We start from the raw sequence: 18,238 nt of genomic DNA on the forward strand, positions 1-18,238 counted from the left end.
GACGGCACGGGACGTCCCCGGTCGGTGGAACGGTTCGGCGACCTGCCATGCCGACCACCACCGGGGGTGATCCGACCGGCGTCACGCCGGTCACGGCCCGTGAGGACCGGGAACCCCCCGGTGAAGCACGGGTCTGCCCGATCCTGAGGACCGTCGCGGACGGCCACCGCCGGGGTCGCGCCGAGGTGGGACTGGCCCTGCTGGCCAGGATCGCCGCCCCGGCGCGCGGCTAGCGCCCTCCCCGGGCGGCGGGACCGGGTCGCCAGGACCGGGTGCGCACAGCGCGGTGCGACCCGCCCGGCCCGCCACTCGATGTCGCATTTCCGCCAGCGGCGACGGCCGCCGGTGCCGGATGCTGGACCGGTGCACGAAGACACGGAACGCTGCGTCCGGGCCGTCCGGTCGAAAGACGCCCGCTTCGACGGGTGGTTCTTCACCGCGGTCCTGACGACCGGGATCTATTGCCGGCCGAGTTGTCCGGTGGCGCCGCCCAAGGCCGAGAACATGAGCTTCCACCCGAGTGCGGCGGCGGCCCAACAAGCGGGATTCCGCGCGTGCAAGAGGTGCCGTCCCGACGCGAGTCCCGGATCACCGCTGTGGAACCACCGCGCGGACGCCGTGGCCAAGGCGATGCGGCTCATCGCGGACGGCGTGGTCGACCGCGAGGGCGTGCCCGGCCTCGCCGCCGGGCTCGGCTACAGCGTGCGCCAGGTCGAGCGGCTGCTGCTCGCCGAACTCGGCGCCGGACCGCTCGCGCTGGCCAGGGCGCAGCGCGCGCAGACCGCCCGGCTGCTCGTCGAGACCACGTCCCTGCCGATGGCGGAGGTGGCCCTGGCCGCCGGGTTCGCCAGCGTGCGGGCGTTCAACGACACGGTGCGCGAGGTGTTCGCCCTCTCGCCCACGGAACTGCGCGCCCGGCACCGGCCCGCGCCGGGAGGACCGGGGAGGGGCACGCCCGGCGTGCTGTCGCTGCGCCTGCCGTTCCGCGCGCCGCTGTGCCCCGACAACCTGTTCGGGCACCTCGCGGCCACCGGCGTGCCGGGGGTGGAGGAGTGGCGCGACGGCGCGTACCGGCGCACGCTCCGGCTCCCGCGCGGGCACGCCGCGGTGTCGCTGAGCCCCGGACCCGACCACGTGGCCTGCCGGCTGGCGCTGACCGACCTGCGCGACCTGTCGATCGCCATCGCCCGCTGCCGCCGCATGCTCGACCTGGACGCCGACCCGGTGGCCGTGGACGAGCAGCTGCGCGAGGACCCGCTGCTGGCGCCGGTGGTGGACCGCGCGCCCGGGCGCCGGGTGCCGGGCACGGTCGACCCCGCCGAGTTCGCCGTCCGCGCCCTGCTCGGCCAGCAGGTGTCCACCGCCGCCGCCCGCACGCACGCCGGCAGGCTGGTCGCGGCGGTCGGCGACCCCGTGGACGTCGACCACGCGGACGGCGGCCCGGTGGACGGCGGCCCGGTGGACGGCGGCGGCCTCACCCACCTGTTCCCGACGCCGGAGGCGCTGGCCGGGATCGACCCGGGGACCCTGGCCGTGCCGCGGTCGCGCCGGGCGGCGTTCCACGCGCTCGTCACGGCGCTCGCGGACGGCTCGCTCGACCTCGGGGTCGGCGCGGACTGGGCGAAGGCCCGCGCCGACCTGCTCGCGCTGCCCGGCATCGGGCCGTGGACGGTCGAGGTGATCGCGATGCGCGCGCTCGGCGACCCGGACGCGTTCATCCCCACCGACCTGGGCATCCGGTACGCCGCCCGCGACCTCGGCCTGCCCGACACGCCCGCCGCGCTGGTGCGGCGGGCGGAGGCGTGGCGCCCGTGGCGCGCCTACGCCGTCCAGTACCTCTGGGCCACCGGTGACCACGCGGTCAACCGGCTGCCCGCCTGAACCCGACCGGAGAACACGACGTGAAGACCCACACGACGATCGACAGCCCCGTGGGCGTCCTGACGCTCGTCGCCACCGGCGGCGTGCTGTGCGGCCTCTACATGACCGACCAGCGCCACCGGCCCGCGCAGGAGTCGTTCGGCGTCGAGGACCCCTCGTGCTTCGACGAGGCCACCGCGCAGCTGGGCGAGTACTTCGCGGGCCGGCGGACCTCGTTCGACCTGCCGCTGGAGCTGATCGGCACGCCGTTCCAGCGCACCGTCTGGCGCGCGCTGCTCGACATCCCCTACGGGGAGACCGTGTCCTACGGCGAGCTGGCCGCCGTGCTGGGCCGGCCGTCCGCGGCGAGGGCGGTCGGCCTGGCCAACGGCAAGAACCCGGTCGGCGTGATCGTGCCGTGCCACCGCGTCGTCGGGTCCACCGGCGACCTCACCGGCTACGGCGGCGGGCTGGCCCGCAAGCGGCAGCTGCTCGACTTCGAGCGCGGCGCGCGCGCCGACCACCTCCTGTTCCGACCCGACGGGGGACCCGCGCACCGACAAGTGCGTTTGTCTTGACAGATTCACTTGTCGGTGAGAGGGTTTCCCCATGCTCGAAGTAGCGGTGATCGAGGACCCGGCCGCGGCCGAGGTCTCACTGGACCCGGTGCGGGTGAGGCTGCTGGCCGAACTGGCCGAGCCGAACTCGGCGACCACGCTGGCGGCCAAGGTGGGGCTGCCCCGGCAGAAGGTCAACTACCACCTGCGGACGCTGGAGCGGCACGGCCTGGTCGAACTCGCGGAGGAGCGCCGCAAGGGCAACATGACCGAGCGGGTCATGCGCGCCACGGCCGCGTCCTACGTGATCTCGCCGACCGCGCTCGCCGCCGTGCAGCCCGACCCGGGGCGCTCGCCCGACCGGCTGTCGGCCCGCTGGCTGCTGGCCGTCGCGGCCCGCCTGGTCCGCGACGTGGGCACCCTGATCACCGGCTCGACCAGGGCCGGCAAGCGGGCCGCGACCTTCGCGCTCGACGGCGAGGTCCGCTTCGCGTCCGCGGTCGACCGCGCGGCGTTCGCCGAGGAGCTCGCGGTCGCGGTCACCGGCCTGGTCGCCAAGTACCACGACGAGCGCGCCGAGGGCGGTCGCGCCCACCGCGTCGTCGTGGCCGTCCACCCCGACATCCCCGAGGAGTGACGATGGGTCACGCGTTCACGTCGGCAGACGAGGAGGAGCTGCCCGGCGTCACGCCCGAGCAGGTGTGGGAGGCCATCGCGACCGGCCCCGGCATCGACTCGTGGTTCATGGGCGTCAACGAGGTCGAGCCGGGGGTGGCGGTGGAGCAGGCCTTCGGCGCGTACCGACCGCGCCACCCGATCACCGCGTGGGAGCCGGGCGAGCGCCTCGCCTACGGCGGCGAGGAGGAACCCGACGGCCGGTTCGTCGCCTACGAGTTCCTGGTCGGGGCCCGCGAGCGGGGCAGCACGGTGCTGCGCGTGGTCACCAGCGGCTTCCTGCCCGGCGACGACTGGGCGGACGAGTTCGAGGCCATGACGGCCGGCGGGCAGATGTTCCGCCGGACCCTCGTCACCTACCTGCGGCACTTCGCCGGGCGCACCGCGCGCCCGCTCACCGCGCCGGGCCCCCGGGTGACCGACTGGCCCGCGCTGTGGGCGGCCCTGGGCCGGCGGCTCGGCCTCGACCGGGCGGCGCGGACCGGCGACGAGGTCGTGCTCGACGGCATGCCCGGCGTCGTGTACTTCGCCAACGGGCAGACGCTCGGCATCCGCACCGACGGCGCGCTCTACCGCTTCTTCCGGGGCGTGCCGGACACCGTGACGGCGATGCACCACGTGTTCACCGACGACCACCGCGACGAGCGGACCTGGTCGACCTGGCTGGGCGACCTCCTGGTCGCGACGACCCGCTCCGAGAACTGAGGGAAGACGATGGGCACGGTCCTCTCGAAGGACGGCACGGAGATCGCGTACAGCCGGACCGGCTCCGGCCCCGCGCTGGTGGTCGTGGACGGCGCGATGTGCCACCGCGGGTTCGGCCCGTCGGCCGGGATCGCGAAAGCGCTTGCCGGGCACTTCACCGTCCACACCTACGACCGGCGCGGTCGGGGCGGGAGCGGCGGTGGCACCGAGCGCGACGTGCGGAAGGAGGTGGAGGACCTCGCGGCCGTGGTCGAGGAGGCCGGCGGGTCGGCGCACCTGTTCGGCATGTCCTCCGGCGGCACGCTGGTCGTCGAGGCCGCGCACCGGGGCGTTGCGGCGCGGCGGATCGCGGTCTACGAGTCGCCGATGACCCTGGACGGCACGCGCGCGCCGATGGACCCCGACCTGCCCGCGCGGGTCGACCGGGCGGTGGCCGAGGGGCGGCCGGGCGACGCGGTCAAGCTGTTCCTGCGCTACGTGGGCATGCCCGGCCCGATGGTCGCGCTGTTCCCGCTGCTGCCGGCGTGGAAGAAGCTCAAGGCCGTCGGGCACACCCTGCCCAACGACTTCGCGATCGTCGGCGAGTTCCAGCACGGCACCCCGCCCGCCGCGGACCGCTGGAAGGGCGCCGACGTGCCCGCCCTGGTGATCGCGGGCGGCAAGAGCCCGGAGCACCTGCGCAACGCGCAGCGCCACCTGGCCGAGGCCCTGCCCCAGGGCGAGCTGACCGTCCTCCCCGGACAGACGCACATGGTGAAGGCGGCCGTCACCGCGCCGGTGCTGCTGGACTTCTTCACCCGCTGACCGTCCACAGGGGACGGGCAGCCCCACGACCGCGCCCGCCGCACCCGCCGCCCGGGGTGCGCGCGGGGCGCGGTCGTCGGCGTCCGCTACGGCTTGTGCCCCACGCCGCCCGCGATGCAGTAGCTCACCGCGTCCAGCTCCTTGAGCCGCGGGCCGTCCGGCCACCAGTCGGCGCAGATGACGACACCGGGCTCGACCATGTCCAGGCCGCGGAACAGCCCGCGCAGCTCGTCCATGGTGGCGAACCGGCCGCTGCCCATCGGCGAGTGCAGGAAGGTGTCCTCCATGCGCCGCGCGATGGCCGAGTGCTCCTCGGTTTCCGGGTCCATGAAGTGCGAGATGCCGACGAAGGAGCCGGACGGCAGCGCGTCGATGTACTCGGCCATGATCTCGGCCGTGGACGGCGACGTGCCGTTGTAGTGGTGCAGCGTCCCCATCTGGAAGAACGCGATCGGCTCGGAGAAGTCGATGTGCTTGCGCACCACCGGGTCGTTCAGGATCTCCCGCGGGTTGAAGATGTCGGCCGCGGAGAAGTGCGTCCGGTCGTTCTCCTCCAGCAGCGCGCGGCCGTGGGCGAGCACCACCGGGTCGTTGTCGACGTAGACGACCCGCGCGTCCGGGTTGATCCGTTGGGCCACCTGGTGGGTGTTCTCCGCCGTGGGCAGCCCCGAGCCGCAGTCGAGGAACTGGGTGATACCCGTCTGGCTCGCGACGAACCGGGTGGCGCGGATGAGGAAACTGCGGTTGTCCACGGCCAACGTGGCCGCTTCCGGCGCGACCTGCTGGACGCGGCGCAGGACTTCCCGGTCGATCTCGTAGTTGTCCTTGCCGTTGAGGAACGCGTCGTAAACCCTGGCGATACTGGCCTTGGAGGTGTCGATGTAGACCGGGGCGGCGGCGTCCGGGGACGTACCCGACATTGTGTTGACCTCGCATTGGGGAAGAAGGGGCCGATGTTTTGTGCACCGCGTCACAGTCCGCTTAGCGTAAGAGTATGGGCTCGACGAGTGGGCGGCCCTCGGGTACGCGAGACGACGGGATCAGGGGTGTACGTTCAGTGACCTTGCGAGTTCACCCACCTCGCGCGCAACCGCTGTTCGGGTGGACGGGGCACGACGGTCGGGAGGAGCGGCGATGGTGACGGTAGAGCCCACACCCGAACGGGAGAGCGGTCCCACCGCGCTGCGCATCGTGCTCGGCGCGCAGCTGCGCAGGCTCCGCGAGGCGGCCGAGATCAGCCGCGCGGACGCGGGGTACGCCATCCGCGGCTCCGAGTCGAAGATCAGCCGCATGGAGCTGGGGCGCGTCGGGCTCAAGGAGCGCGACGTCAAGGACCTGCTGACCATGTACGGCGTCACGGACGAGGACGCGCGCACGAAGTTCCTGGAGATGGTGCGGCGGTCGAACTCGCCGGGCTGGTGGCACCGCTACTCGGACCTGCTGCCGGACTGGTTCCAGGACTACGTCGGACTGGAGGAGGCGGCGGCGCGCATCCTCACCTACGAGACCCAGTTCGTGCCGGGTCTGCTCCAGACCGAGGACTACGCGATGGCGATCGTCAGCAGCGGTCGGCCGGAGCTGGCGGGCCCGGCGGTGAAGCGGCGCGTGTCGCTGCGCATGCAGCGCCAGCGCATCCTGGCCAGGCCGGGCGCGCCGAGGGTGTGGGCGGTGGTCGACGAGTCGGTGCTGCACCGGCCCATCGGCGGCCGGGCGGTCATGCTCCGGCAGATCGACCACTTGCTGTCGGTGACCAAGGACGGTCCCGTCACCCTCCAGATCATCCCGTACCAGCTCAGCGGTTACGCGGCGGAAGGTCCGTTCACCATGCTGCGGTTCGGTGAGCCCGACCTGCCGGACATCGTGTACCTGGAGCACCTGGCGGGTGCGTTGTACCTGGACAAGCTCGAGGAGTTGGAGATCTACAGCCGGGTCTTCGACCGGCTGACGGTCGACGCGGAGACGCCCGACCGCAGCCGGCAGTTCCTGGCGAAGATCCGAGCGGACCTGTAGGGGTCCTCCGTCCGGGGGAGATTTGGGTTCGCATCTGCACGTGCATTTACCCGTGCGGGGCCCACTGCTACGGTCTGTGCACAGTCGGATGCACGTGCAGATGCATCACTGCTACGGGGAGGGTGGCGTCGATGGCCGGCAAGGTCCACAACGGCATGTCCGCGGCTGATCTCATCGGCGTGTCGTGGCGCAAGAGCGCGCGCAGCGGCAAGTTGGGCAACTGCGTGGAACTCGCCAGACTCGGCGGCGGCGACATCGCCATGCGCAACTCCCGCTTCCCCGACGGCCCGGCGCTGGTCTACACCCGCACCGAGATCGCGGCCTTCGTGGCGGGGGCGAGGGACGGGGAGTTCGATGACCTCCTCGACTGAGCACCCCTCGCGGACGACCTTCCAGCTGCGCGAGCTGGTCGCGCGCGGTTTCCAGTTCCTCCACCCGCGGGATGCCAGGGGAGAACTCGCGGCAGTGGTCGGGGTGCGGGCGCACCACGCCGTCATCGACGTCGTCCGCCTGCACGACGAGGACGACGCGGTGGCGATGAGGATGCCCGCCGACGAGGTGAACGTCCTGTCCCCCAGTCGTTTCTCCTGGCGCAGGCGCGGTTCGGCGACGAGCGTGCTGGAAGAGCTGCTCGAACTGCCCGACGACCGGATCGCCTGATGGACCACCCGTCCGCGCCGCGGTGGCGGACGGGCCGAGGGGCGTCCCAGGCCCCTCACCGGCGAACCTGACCTGGAGACGCAGCGGGAGTCGACACCGCGCCGGATGTCGGCACCACGCTCGGAGCGCAACTCCGTGTTCGTCGCGATCGGAGCGGGGGCCGAGGTCGGCTTCGGCCCCCGCACCGCTTTCCGGGAGCACCGTTCAGGGGCGGCGCAGGCCGCCCAGCACGACCATGAGACCGCGCCGGAACTCGTCGGCGGGCGACACCGCCCGCGCCGCCGCCGTCGTCTCGGCGAGCAGCGGGTGGTCCTCCGCCACCCCGGCAGCCATCCCGGCCACCGCCCCGGTCCAGTCCCCGGGCGACGGGCTGTGGTGCTCCAGTCCGATCGCGCCGGTGAGGTAACCGAGCAGGGCGTGCAACGCCACCGCCCGCTCCACCCCGGTGAAACCGGCCGCGGTCAGCACCTCCAGCACGGCCTCGTCCCAGCGCATCGCGCTCGGGCAGCGGTGCCGGTGCGCCGTGGTGAGCGGCACGGCGTTCGGGTGCCTGCCCACGGCCTCGCGCGCCCGTTCGGCGAGCACCAGGACCTGCTTGTCCCACAATGCGTTGCGCGGCGGCACGACGTCCACGGCGGACAGCACCAGTTCGGCGGCCAGGGCCTCCAGTTCCGCGCGGTCGGCGACGTACCGGTACAGCGACATGGTGCCCACGCCCAGTTCGGCGGCGACCGCGCGCATGGACAGCGCGGCCAGGCCGTCGCGGTCGACGACGGCCAGCGCGGTGGTGGCGAGCGCGGTCGGGGTCAGTGACTTGGGGCGGGGCATGCCGTGAGAGCGTACAGCATACGCGCATGACCTCGATCGTGAGCGTACAGCGTACGCTGACGAGGGGCGGTCGTGGTCCACCGGTGGGCCGCCGACGAACCGATCGCCCATGCACAGCCCGTGACCAGCAGGGACCGACTTGTCCACAGGCTTGTCCCCAGCTGTGGACGGATCGAACGCGTGTTCGATGTGACTCGTGGGGCGAACGTGGCGACAGGCCCCGCCCGGCATGGGCGGGGCCTGCCGGGGGTGGTCGTCAGCCCACCGGCGGGGACATCACGAACCAGTTGAAGCCCTCGACCATCGGGCGCGACGAGCCGATGTACTCCGGACCGCTCAGCTCCCAGCGCTCCACCGTGCGGTAGGTGCCCGGCTGCTTGCTCTCGTCGACGGGGGTGGCCTCGTCGTCCTTGACCGGCACGTACTCGAACACCGACCGGCGCACGAGGGTCACGTTCAGCGCCTCGTACTGCGACTGCGTGTCCAGGTAGCCGGGGTCGCCGCTGTCGGCGGCGCGGCCCGGGTCGGCGAGCTTGAGCTGCACGACGTCGCCGCCGAACGAGCCCTTGGCCTGGACGACCGTGACGATGTGCCCGCCGTCGCGCACCATGCTGCTCTGCGGACCGGTGACGTAGCGGCCGTACCACATCTGCACGGGCCCCTGGTTGAGCTTCTTCGCCAGCTCACCGGCGAAGTCCGTCGCGGTCGCGGTGCTCACCGCGCCGGTCGAGGCGGACCACCCGGCGTTCAGCGCCGGCTTCACCGCGACGTTCCACGCGGCGCGCAGACCGCCCGCGCTGGAACCGCTCTTGGCCGACCAGCCCGCGTCCGTCGCGATGCGGCCGATCGAGTTGGTGACGATGCCGTAGTCGGCGGGGTCCTTCGGGTCCAGGTCCTTGACCTTGGTGGTGAGCCAGCCGACGGGCGCCTTCTTCTCGTGCCCCCAGTAGTGCAGCACGTTGTAGAGCGACGCCGGCCCGCAGTGGGTGTTGCCGTTGCCGGCGAACCCGGCGCGGAACTGGTCGACGTCGCTGACGCCGCACTGGCGGACCTCGAAGTCCGGGCCGGTGACGTCGGCGACCCGCACGCACGGCTGGGGCGTGCCGAGCACCGGGTCGGCAGAGGCGGCGCCGGGCAGGGTGAGGGCCGCGGCGGCGGCGGCGGTGACGGCGGCGGCGAGAACGGTCCTGCGTGACATGGTCTACCTCCTGTGGAGCGGGCCACCTCCCTGCGGCCCGTTCGTGGACCAAGACTGACCTGCGACGACGTCGAAGGCATGAGGGGTGCTCCCTCAACCTCGGAGCGCCGGAAGTTGGGTGTATCAGACCCACCCCCAGGCGACTCCTCCTCTGATCAGGCCAGTGCGCGGGACAGGTCGCGACGACCGCTGATGCCCAGCTTCGCGTAGATCCGGCCCAGGTGGTTCTCCACCGTCTTGGGCGTCACGAACAGCTCCTGCGCGATCTCCCGGTTCGCCCGGCCCCGCGCCGCCAGGTCCGCGACCCGCCGCTCGCTCGCGGTCAGCGCCTCCGCGCCCGCGACGGAGAGGCGGCGCGGCCGGTCGCCCAGCGCCTCCAGCGCGTCCGCCGCCCTCGTGCGCAGCGCGGGCGAGCCGCACGCGTCCGCCAGGTCCAGGGCCCGGCGCAGCGGTTCCCGCGCGTCGGCGCGCCGCCGGTCCACCCGCAGCGCCTCGCCGAGGTCCACCAGCGACCGGGCCAGGCACAGCCGCGACGGCGCGCCCTCCAGCACCCGCACCGACTCCACGAGCAGGTCGGTGCGGCCGTCCGCGTCGGCGTGCGCCAGCAGCCGCAGCGCCGCGCCCACCTCCGTGGCGGCGCCCCACCGGCGGGCCAGCGCCACCTGCTCCTCGGCCAGCGCCACGGCCTCGGCGGTGTCGCCGAGCAGCATCGCCGCCCGCACCGCCGGCCCCCGCCACGGGATGGTCGGCGGGTCCACCTGGGCGGCGGCCATCGCGTCGCGCTGCCGGTGCGCCTCGGCGCGGGCCAGTCGCGGGTCGCCCTGGGCCAGGGCGACCCGGGCGCGCGGCTCGTGCAGCCAGATCGTCGGCATGATCTGCGGCGCCCCGGTGTGCTCCGCGTCGAACCGGGCCAGCACCGAGGCCGCGCCCGCCACGTCGCCGCGCTCGAACGCGCCGTAGGCCAGGAAGTGCGCGGCCGTGGCGCGCACGGCGACCACGTGCGGCACCGGGTCCTCGTCCCGCACCGCCGCCAGCGCGCCCTCCGACTCGGCCGTCATCCGGCGGACGTCGCCGGTCCGCCAGTGCAGGAACGAGGCGGCGTTGGCGACCATCGCGAACTCGACGGGCGAGCCGTGCGCCCGCACCCGCAGCCGGGCCCGCTCGACCTCCGGCTCCGCCTCCGCCACGCCGTCCGCGGCCATCAGGGCGAGCAGCGCCACCAGCCACGCCACCATCGCCTCCGTGCTGCCGGTGGCGTCGTCGAAGTACGCGCCGCGCGACAGCGCCCGCAGCGCGGTGGCGGCCACCTGGTCGGCGGGCCACACCTCGTAGCGCCCGGTCTGGGCGAGCAGGCCGAGCAGGGTGCGCTCGTCGGGGGTGCGGCCGGCGAGCCGGGCGTAGCCGCCCAGGTGCTCGGACGCGGTCCGCCGGTGCCGGGGCGAGAAGGACCGCAGCACCGCCAGCCGCGCCTCCAGGTGCAGCCTGCCCGCGTCCGGTCCGCGCGCCGCGACCGCGTCGGCCAGCTCGGCGATCGCCGCCTCCGGTCCGTCCACGGCGGCGGTGGCGGACGCGGCGGCGGCCAGCAGCTCGGCGTCCGGCAGGTCCGCCGCGGCGGTGCGCAGCTCCCGGCGCGCCCGCTCGGCGTCACCGGTGCGCAGCAGCGCCCGGCCCAGCTCCGCGCGCAGGCCCGCGTCGTCCGGGTGCTCCTCCACGGCGCGCCGCAGGTGCGAGGCCGCCGTGCCCGGGTCGCCCGCCGCCAGCAGCGCCGCCGCCGCCGTCCGCAGCACCTCCGCGGCCTCCGGGAGCGCGCCGCGCGGGGCGTGCGCGAGGTGCGCGGCGACCCGGTCCGCGGGGGCCTTCGCCTCCCACAACCGCCGTGCCGCCGCCGCGTGCAGCCCCGCCCGCGCCACCGGGCCGAGGTCCGCCAGCACCGCCTCGCGCACCACCGGGTGCACGAACGCCAGCTGCTCGCCGGTCAGCACGTGCGCCGCGACCAGCGCCTCCACCGCGTCGGGCAGGGCGTCGGCGGGCAGGTCGGCGACCGCGCCCGCGAGCCACGGGTCGCCACCGGTGCCCAGCACCGCCGCCGCGCCGGCCAGCCGCACCGCCTCGGCGGGCAGTCGGCCGAACGCCGCCCGGAACACCGTGCTCGGCCCGAGGCCCGCCACCCGCTGCGCCGTGCCCGGCTCGTCCACCGGCAGCGCCAGCGCGTCCAGCTCGTCCGCCAGCACGCCGACCAGGAACGGGTTGCCCGCCGCGGCCGCGTGCAGCGCCGCCACGACCTCGGGCGCCGGGCACACCCCCCGCGCCGCGACCAGTTCGCCGAGGGCGGCCGGCGTCAGCGGGCGGGGCAGCAGCCGCTCGGCCTGCCGCGCCACGCTCAGCTGCGCCAGCGGGCCCGTGCTGTCGTCGGGCGGGCGGGTGGCCACCACCAGCGCGATCGGCAGGTCCGCGACCCGTCGCGACAGGTAGGCCAGGAACCGCAGCGACGGCGGGTCCGCCCAGTGCGCGTCGTCCACCGTGATCAGCAGCGGCCGGGTCGCGGACAGGTCGATCGCCACCCACCACAGCGCGTGCAGCGTGCGGGCCAGCTCGGCCTCGCCCGGGTCGGCCGCCGCCGCGTCGAGCGCGGCCAGCGCGTCGCCCGACGGTCCCGCCAGGATCTTCTCCAGCACCTCGCCGCGGTACCGGGACACGGACCGCTCCACCATCTGCCGCACCACGCCCCACGGCATGGCGCTCTCCAGCGCGTCGCCGACCGCCTGGAGCCGGCCGAACCCCCGCCGCTTGGCGAGGTCGCGGGTGTCCTGCACGAGCCGGGTCTTGCCGATGCCCGCCCGGCCCTCGATCACCACGACCCGGCCGTCGCCGCGGGCGGCCGAGTCCAGCGCCGCGGTGATCCGGTCCAGCTCCCGGTCCCGCTCCAGGGTGCTCATCCGACCAGGCGCTTGAGCCGGTCGGGGTCGCGCAGCGGGCGGCCGTGCCCGAACAGGACGAGCTTCGGGCGCAGCTCCGCGAGCCGGCGCATCGACTCGCGGTTGCGCTCGGCGTCGTGGGTGAGGAACCTCGGCGGCCCCGACAGCCGCAGCACGTTGAAGAACACGTCGCCGCAGAGGAGCACGCCGTCGTGGTCGCGCCACAGGGCGATGTGGCCGGGGGAGTGGCCGGGGGCGTCCAGCACGGTGAACCCGGCGACCTCGTCGCCCTCCCGCAGGCCCCGGGCGACCGGGTGCGGGTCGGGCATCTTCATCTTCGCCAGCAGCGAGGGCAGCAGGCCGGGCGCGGGCACGGGGCTCGCCGTCTCGATCGCCTCCGCGTCCCGCCGCCCCGTCCACAGCGGCACGTCGTACCGCTCGCACACCGCGTGGCTCGACCCGAAGTGGTCGGGGTGGGCGTGCGTCACGACGTGCGCGGCGAGCGCGCGGCCGTCGAGCTGGCGCGTGATGCGCTTGGCGGCGGCCGGTGTGCCGGCGTCCACCAGCACGTCCTCGACCAGGTAGGCGTTCATCATGTGGGGCGGCCGGCCGAGCAGCTGGTGGACCCCGGGAGCCAGTAAGCGCACCTGCGGGATCGTAGCGTCCCCGCTGCTCAGCGCGCGGTCAGCGCGCGGTCCGCGCGTCGGTCACCGCTCCCCGTCGGTGGTCAGGTGCAGGGACCGGACGCCGACCGTGTTCGGCGACGGCATGAACACGGGCCGCCGGTCCGGGTCCGCGCGCAGGCGCGGGAACCGGTCCAGCAGGACGTCGAGCGCGACCCGGCCCTCCAGGCGGGCCAGCGGCGCGCCGAGGCAGAAGTGCACGCCCCGGCCGAAGGCCAGGTGCGGGTTGGGGTCGCGCCGGACGTCGAAGGCGTGCGGGTCGGCGAACCGGCGCTCGTCCCGGTTGGCGGCGCCCGGCCACAGCACGACCACCTGGTCCGCCGGGATCTCCACGCCGCCGAGCGCGGTGGCCGCCTTCGTGGCCCGCGCCACCGAGGCGAACGGGGTCAGGTAGCGCAGCGACTCCTCGACGGCGCCGGGCAGCAGGGCGCGGTCCTCCCGCACGGCGCGCAGCTGGTCGGGGTGCGCGTCCAGGCACAGCACGGTGTTGCCGAGCAGCATGGTGGTCGTGATGTGGCCCGCGACCAGCAGCACGCTCGCGAAGTTGACCACCTCGGCGTCGGACAGCCGCGCACCGTCCACTTCGGCCCGCACCAGGGCGGTCAGCAGGTCCTCGCGGGGCTTCACCCGCCGTTCGGCGGCGTGCCCGCGCAGGTAGTCCAGCATCGGCGCGAGCTGCTCGACGCTGTCACGCAGCGCCTCGCCCTGCTTCTCGGCGTCGGTGAGGGAGAACTCGTCGTCGTTCTCGAACATCGCGTCGACCCACCCCCGGAACAGGTCGCGGTCGCCGCTCGGCACGCCGAGGAGTTCGGCGATCACGATGACCGGCAGCGGGTAGGCGAGGTCCTCCACCAGGTCGAAGCCGCCGTCCACGCGGTCGAGCAGCTCGTGCGTCAGGCGGGCGATGCGCGGTTCGAGGTCGGCGACGACCTTCGGCGTGAACGCCCCGCTCACCAGCCGCCGCAGCTCGCGGTGCGCGGGCGGGTCCACCTGGAGCAGGTTGCCGTCGGTGAGCGACGGGTCCGGCTGCCCCGGGAACAGCCGCAGCACCTCGGACGAGAACCGCTCGTGGTCGCCCAGGGCCTCGACGACCTCCGGGTGGCCGTGGACGTTCCAGAGACCCAGCCGCTCGTCGAACCCGACGATCCGCTCCGGTCGTTCCCCGCGCAGCCAGAACTGCGCCGGGTGCGTGTCCCACATGTCCTGTCCCCCTTGTGCTTCGTGACTAGGCGCGGCGGACGAGGATGTCGCCGAGCGTGGTGCGGCCGCGGACCTCGACCCGCTCGTCGGTCTCGCCCGGCGCGTCCGAGGTGCTCAGCTCGTTGCGCACGCGGCCGGTCCGGGAGCGCACGTCGAGCCAGGCGGCCGTGCCCTCGCGGACGCCCACCTCCAGCTCGCCGACCGAGGTCTCCAGCGTCACCGAGCCGCGCGCGACGTCGTGGACGCGGATGTGGCCGTGGGCGCTCCTGGCGTGCACGTCGCCCCCGGCGCGGTCGATGACGATCCCGCCGTTGGCCGCGTTGACCCGCACCTCGCCGGTGACCTCGCCCAGGCGGGTCGCGCCGTTGGAGTTCTTGATCTCGCCGGACCCGTCGAGCGTGCCGATGCGCACCTCGCCGGAGCCGGTCCGCACGTCCACCCGCCCCGACGCCCGCGCCACCGCGATGTCGCCGGTGGACGTCTCCAGGCGCGCGGCCCCGGTGTCCTGGAGGCGGATGTGACCGGCGGAGGTCTTGATGCGGCACTCGCCGAGCGCGCCCTCGCCGCGGAAGTCGACGAGCTGCCCGCGCGCCGTGACGGCGGAGCCCGCCGGGAGTTCGACGACCAGGTCGACCGAGCCCGGCTTGGCGAGGAAGTTCGTGGTCCGGCGGCTGCGCACGGTCAGCCGGCCGTCGTGGAACTCGACGGTCGTGGTGCCGGCGGCCTTGACGTCCTTCTCCGAGGCCGGGTCGGTGGGGCGGACCTCGACGGTGGTCCGGTCGCGTTCGCCCGCGGTGAGCAGGGTGCCGCCGTAGACGAGGTCGAGGTCGACCTCGATCGGGTCGGGAGTGTCGAAAATGGGCATGGCTGTCCCCTCGGAATGGGTGGTGGGAGCGTTGTCGCAGGTGGGGCTAGCGGACCCAGCCCGTGTAGCGCTGGCCGACGCCGGTCGAGGTGGCGCCCGGGGCCGTGCCCGCCGCCCGCCCCTGGGTCGTCCGGCCCGGAGTCGCTCGGCCCGGCGCCCTCCCGGCCGGGCCGAGCCCGGCCGCCGCGGCCCGCACGAGCCAGGCGTTGACCGAGATCCCCTCGCGGGCGGCGGCCTCCTCGACCCGGGCCTTGAGGTGCTCGGGCAGGCGGAGGTTGATCCGCGCCACCGGACCCTCGTCCGACACCATCGGTGGCACCTCGGTGGCATCATCCTGGTGCACCGTGGCATCATCGGGCACCGCGACGACGAACTCGGGATCGCGTCCCCGCAACCGCACGTCGACGCTGCCCGGCGCCAGGTCCCGCGTGATCTCGTCGGCGGCGGCGGACAGCGCTTCGAGCAGCGTCAACCGCGCGGCCGACTCCAGCGGGAGGACCAGCCGCTCGGCCAGGGCGCGTGCCTCCGCGCCGCCGGCCTCGGCGGCGACGGCGAGTTCCCGGCGGAGGTTGTCGACGTAGGGCGTCAAGTCCATGGCACCACTATGGCACCACTGTGGTGCCACCGCAACCGCCTCGTGGTGCCACCGCGGTTCAGTCCTCGTGGGTGATCTCGAACAGGTCGTCGAACTGCATCGGTGAGAGCGCCACGAGCGCGCCCGCGATGAACGCCCCGCCGGGGCGGAGCGTCCCGTTGACCACGCGGCTGATCGTGGAGCGGTTCACGTCCATCGCCTGGGCGAGCGCGTAGTCGGACCGGAAGCCCGCCAGCCGCACGGCTTTGCTGAAGGCGGCGGTGCGGAGCTTGATGGTGTGCGGCATGCGGACCTCGGGCGGGTTGTGTGGTGGGCGCACAACGTCCAGTGTGTACTCGGGACCCTAGCTCCACGTTCCGGATGGCAACGGGCTTTCCCTTGCGCCACAACAACTCCGCACTTCATGGGCGTGTTCCGGCGTGGTCGCCGTTGTGCACGCGCCACGTGTCGTCACACGTTGGTGGCCAATGCCCGGTCCCCGTCGTCGGAGAAGGCGAACGCGGCGAAGTCGGCGACGGGGACGTACCCGATCCGCCGGTAGAGGGCGTTGCTGGTGGCGTTGCCGGGGTCCGTGAACAGCACGACGTGCGTGGCGCCCGAGTCCAGCGCCGCCCGGCTCACTGCGGCCGTGACGGCGGCCGCGTAGCCGCGCCCGCGGAGGTGCGCCGGGGTGTAGACGGGGTCCACCCGGGCCATGCCGGCGACCACCGGCGTGGAGCCGGCCATGGACACGGGGGTGCCGTCCGGGGTCTCCCAGAACGTGTAGTGCTTGTCGGCGTACCGGGAGTCCTCCCAGGGGGTGCCGGGGGTCTCGTCGACGGCGGCCATGAACCCGTGGCACCAGCGGACGACCTGCCCGCGGTCGTGCGGGTCCTCGGCGCGGGCCCGGCCGGCCGGCGCGGGCTCCGGCGGGGCGAGCGTGCCGAGCCGGTGGAGGCGCACCCCCTGGCCGGGCGTCGGGGTCGCCCCCGTGCGCCGTCGCCAGGCCTCGGCGAACGCGGCGGCGGTGTCCCGCACGGCGGTGACCCCGGCGAGCGGGCGGTCGGCCAGGCGGGCGGCGAGGGCGTCGGCCTGCTCGGGGGAGAGGGGGCTGGTGTTCAGCCGGCGCGACGACGGGAGCAGGTGGAACAGGGCGCGGACCCCGCCGCCGGACTCCAGCCAGCCGAACGAGGTGGCCGCGCCGCGGGTGCGCGCCTTCTCGGCGACCGTCGCCGTCATGGTGTGCAGGTCGGGGCGGGAGCGCAGGAAGTCCCCCGCCCGGGCGAGGAACTCGTCGACGTCATCGGTGAGGTGCCAGCTGTCCGAGCGCATGGTGCATGATCCCCTCCGCCCGTCCCGGGCCGGGCGGAGGGGAAGCCTGCGGGAGAGCCCGGCGGAGGGGTCAGCAGTAACCGTTGACCGGCACCGAGAGGCCGGTCCACATGTAGGCGTCGCTGACCCAGGTGCCGTCGGTGAGCCGGTTCCACAGGCTGGAGGTCCCCCACCTGCCGGTGTGGCTCGTGCCGTTGGCGGAGCAGGCGACGTTCACGGTCGCGCCGTCGGCCACCGTGCCCGCCGGCGCGTGCCCGGAGCCCGGACCGGTGCGCTTGTTCACCACGCCGCCGCCGTTGGCGTCCACGACGGCCTGGGTGAACCCGAGCGCGCCGTGGTTGTGGAGCGAGCCGCCCGCGTAGGCGCGCGCGCTGCCGTGCAGCGCCGAACCCTGGTAGGCGGCGGCCCCGTTCTGCAGCACCCACTTGCCGACGTCGTGGTTGGCGATGCCGATGTACGCGCTGTTCTGGCGCAGCGCGAAGTGCACGTGCCTGCCGGACGCGGCGCCGCCGCAGGTGACGTCCGTGCCGGTGTTGCCGAGGAACGCGCCCTGGCCGACGGACGCGCCGTTGACGTTGACGCTGTTCCACAGGTGGTAGTAGTCGGTGGAGTAGCCGCGGTCGTGGATGACCCGGATCCAGCCCGTGCACATCGTGTACGCCGCGCCGCCCCGGGCGGCGCGCACCACCTGGTCGCCGCCCGCCAGGTCGAGCGAGCTCCACGGCGCCGCCGCGCCGCTCCAGCCGTGGGGGCCGCCGGGCATCCCCCACGACTGGCCCACCGCGAACGGCAGGGCCATGCCGGTGCGCCAGTCGCCGGGCCCCAGCGCCGCCGGTCGGCCCAGCGCGGTCAGCAGCGGGCGCTCCGCCTCGGACACCACCGGCGCCCCGGCCGCGAGGTCGGCGAAGGCCGGCTCGCCCTCCAGGGCGACCTCCCACCCGGCGCCGTCCCGGTGGGCGACGAACAGCCAGCCCGTCGGGTGGTCGTCCGATCCCGGCGCGGTCGCCAGCACCGCCGTGCCGAACGCCCACTCCCCGTCCCGCTCGGTGACGTTCACCCGGGGCGTCGTCGACGCGGTCGCGGCGACGGGCGCGGCGGCGTGCATCCGCGCCGTCACCACCGAGGCGAGGTCGGTCACCGGTTCTGCGGCCGCCGCGCCGGCCACCGCCTGCGTGGCGACCAGCGCGACCACCACCGAGCCGGTCAGGAGTCGTGATCTCATGTCCTACCTCCGCTGTCGGGCGTGACGGCCGGGAGGGGGTCGGCTCCTCCGGGGCGTCCACCGCTCCGGAGGACAGGGAAGCCGGCCGAGTACGCGAGTCGATTCCACCAGGGAGCCCGGTGGCGGCAGGCGTTGTTGCCGGAGCCGCCG

At 74.5% G+C, this 18,238-nt stretch carries 20 protein-coding genes; 9 read left to right on the plus strand and 11 right to left on the minus strand.

The genetic code is table 11. From position 1 onward, the window contains the following. Window positions 1-47 precede the first annotated feature (47 nt). From CKY47_RS11430 to CKY47_RS11455, 6 genes are all read left to right on the plus strand, one after another. Window positions 48-233 (plus strand): hypothetical protein, encoded by a 186-nt coding sequence (locus tag CKY47_RS11430; protein WP_306745698.1) that lies wholly within the window; start codon window positions 48-50, stop codon window positions 231-233. A 130-nt stretch (window positions 234-363) separates the two neighbouring features. Further along, window positions 364-1,881, plus strand: a complete 1,518-nt coding sequence (locus CKY47_RS11435; protein ID WP_306745699.1) for a DNA-3-methyladenine glycosylase 2 family protein — start codon at window positions 364-366, stop codon at window positions 1,879-1,881. 20 nt (window positions 1,882-1,901) lie between these two features. Continuing rightward, complete coding sequence (locus CKY47_RS11440) at window positions 1,902-2,438, plus strand: methylated-DNA--[protein]-cysteine S-methyltransferase (RefSeq protein ID WP_306745700.1); 537 nt, start codon at window positions 1,902-1,904, stop codon at window positions 2,436-2,438. Between the two features lie 31 nt (window positions 2,439-2,469). Continuing rightward, a complete protein-coding gene (locus tag CKY47_RS11445) occupies window positions 2,470-3,054 on the plus strand; it encodes an ArsR/SmtB family transcription factor (protein ID WP_306745701.1) in 585 nt (194 codons plus the stop codon). Window positions 3,055-3,056: 2 nt separating this feature from the next. Continuing rightward, a complete protein-coding gene (locus tag CKY47_RS11450; protein ID WP_306745702.1) occupies window positions 3,057-3,797 on the plus strand; it encodes an SRPBCC family protein in 741 nt (246 codons plus the stop codon). A 9-nt stretch (window positions 3,798-3,806) separates the two neighbouring features. Then, window positions 3,807-4,601 (plus strand): alpha/beta fold hydrolase, encoded by a 795-nt coding sequence (locus CKY47_RS11455; protein WP_306745703.1) that lies wholly within the window; start codon window positions 3,807-3,809, stop codon window positions 4,599-4,601. Between the two features lie 86 nt (window positions 4,602-4,687). Here CKY47_RS11455 and CKY47_RS11460 read toward each other — a convergent pair whose 3' ends face one another. Further along, window positions 4,688-5,521 carry an SAM-dependent methyltransferase gene (locus tag CKY47_RS11460; RefSeq protein WP_306745704.1) on the minus strand — a complete coding sequence of 278 codons (834 nt, stop codon included), beginning with the start codon at window positions 5,519-5,521 and terminating at the stop codon, window positions 4,688-4,690. A 214-nt stretch (window positions 5,522-5,735) separates the two neighbouring features. Between CKY47_RS11460 and CKY47_RS11465 the strand changes: the two genes are divergently transcribed. The 3 genes from CKY47_RS11465 to CKY47_RS11475 all read left to right on the plus strand — a co-directional run bounded on the left by CKY47_RS11465 (window position 5,736) and on the right by CKY47_RS11475 (window position 7,271). Next, window positions 5,736-6,611 (plus strand): Sco1979 family transcriptional regulator, encoded by an 876-nt coding sequence (locus CKY47_RS11465; RefSeq protein WP_306745705.1) that lies wholly within the window; start codon window positions 5,736-5,738, stop codon window positions 6,609-6,611. A gap of 131 nt (window positions 6,612-6,742) precedes the next feature. Next, window positions 6,743-6,982 carry a DUF397 domain-containing protein gene (locus CKY47_RS11470; RefSeq protein WP_306745706.1) on the plus strand — a complete coding sequence of 80 codons (240 nt, stop codon included), beginning with the start codon at window positions 6,743-6,745 and terminating at the stop codon, window positions 6,980-6,982. Continuing rightward, window positions 6,966-7,271, plus strand: coding sequence for a hypothetical protein (locus CKY47_RS11475; RefSeq protein ID WP_306745707.1), 306 nt, complete (start codon window positions 6,966-6,968; stop codon window positions 7,269-7,271). The genes CKY47_RS11470 and CKY47_RS11475 overlap by 17 nt, the downstream gene beginning before the upstream one ends. 204 nt (window positions 7,272-7,475) lie before the next feature. On the opposite strand, the gene CKY47_RS11480 is transcribed toward CKY47_RS11475, so the two are convergent. The 10 genes from CKY47_RS11480 to CKY47_RS11525 form a co-directional block, all read right to left on the minus strand. Then, entirely contained in the window at window positions 7,476-8,099 is a 624-nt protein-coding gene (locus CKY47_RS11480) for a TetR/AcrR family transcriptional regulator (protein WP_306745708.1), read from the minus strand. Between the two features lie 256 nt (window positions 8,100-8,355). Then, window positions 8,356-9,297: a hypothetical protein gene (locus CKY47_RS11485; protein WP_306745709.1), complete on the minus strand. Its 942-nt coding sequence runs from the start codon at window positions 9,295-9,297 to the stop codon at window positions 8,356-8,358. A gap of 155 nt (window positions 9,298-9,452) precedes the next feature. After that, the gene (locus CKY47_RS11490) at window positions 9,453-12,233 is read right to left on the minus strand and encodes a helix-turn-helix transcriptional regulator (RefSeq protein WP_306745710.1); all 2,781 of its coding nucleotides are present in this window, start codon (window positions 12,231-12,233) and stop codon (window positions 9,453-9,455) included. Then, window positions 12,230-12,859 (minus strand): MBL fold metallo-hydrolase, encoded by a 630-nt coding sequence (locus tag CKY47_RS11495; protein WP_306745711.1) that lies wholly within the window; start codon window positions 12,857-12,859, stop codon window positions 12,230-12,232. Before CKY47_RS11495 ends, CKY47_RS11490 begins: the two co-directional genes overlap by 4 nt. Window positions 12,860-12,919: 60 nt before the next feature. Beyond that, window positions 12,920-14,095, minus strand: coding sequence for a cytochrome P450 (locus tag CKY47_RS11500; RefSeq protein ID WP_306745712.1), 1,176 nt, complete (start codon window positions 14,093-14,095; stop codon window positions 12,920-12,922). A gap of 25 nt (window positions 14,096-14,120) precedes the next feature. Next, entirely contained in the window at window positions 14,121-14,960 is an 840-nt protein-coding gene (locus CKY47_RS11505; protein WP_306745713.1) for a DUF4097 family beta strand repeat-containing protein, read from the minus strand. A gap of 46 nt (window positions 14,961-15,006) precedes the next feature. After that, the gene (locus CKY47_RS11510) at window positions 15,007-15,555 is read right to left on the minus strand and encodes a toxin-antitoxin system HicB family antitoxin (RefSeq protein ID WP_306745714.1); all 549 of its coding nucleotides are present in this window, start codon (window positions 15,553-15,555) and stop codon (window positions 15,007-15,009) included. A gap of 58 nt (window positions 15,556-15,613) precedes the next feature. Beyond that, the gene (locus CKY47_RS11515; protein ID WP_306745715.1) at window positions 15,614-15,874 is read right to left on the minus strand and encodes a helix-turn-helix domain-containing protein; all 261 of its coding nucleotides are present in this window, start codon (window positions 15,872-15,874) and stop codon (window positions 15,614-15,616) included. Between the two features lie 131 nt (window positions 15,875-16,005). After that, window positions 16,006-16,866 (minus strand): GNAT family N-acetyltransferase, encoded by an 861-nt coding sequence (locus CKY47_RS11520; RefSeq protein ID WP_306745716.1) that lies wholly within the window; start codon window positions 16,864-16,866, stop codon window positions 16,006-16,008. 70 nt (window positions 16,867-16,936) lie between these two features. Beyond that, entirely contained in the window at window positions 16,937-18,088 is a 1,152-nt protein-coding gene (locus CKY47_RS11525) for a M23 family metallopeptidase (protein WP_306745717.1), read from the minus strand. Between the last annotated feature and the right edge of the window lie 150 nt (window positions 18,089-18,238).

This window comes from Saccharothrix longispora, from assembly GCF_030852425.1.
Lineage (GTDB): Bacteria > Actinomycetota > Actinomycetes > Mycobacteriales > Pseudonocardiaceae > Actinosynnema > Actinosynnema longispora.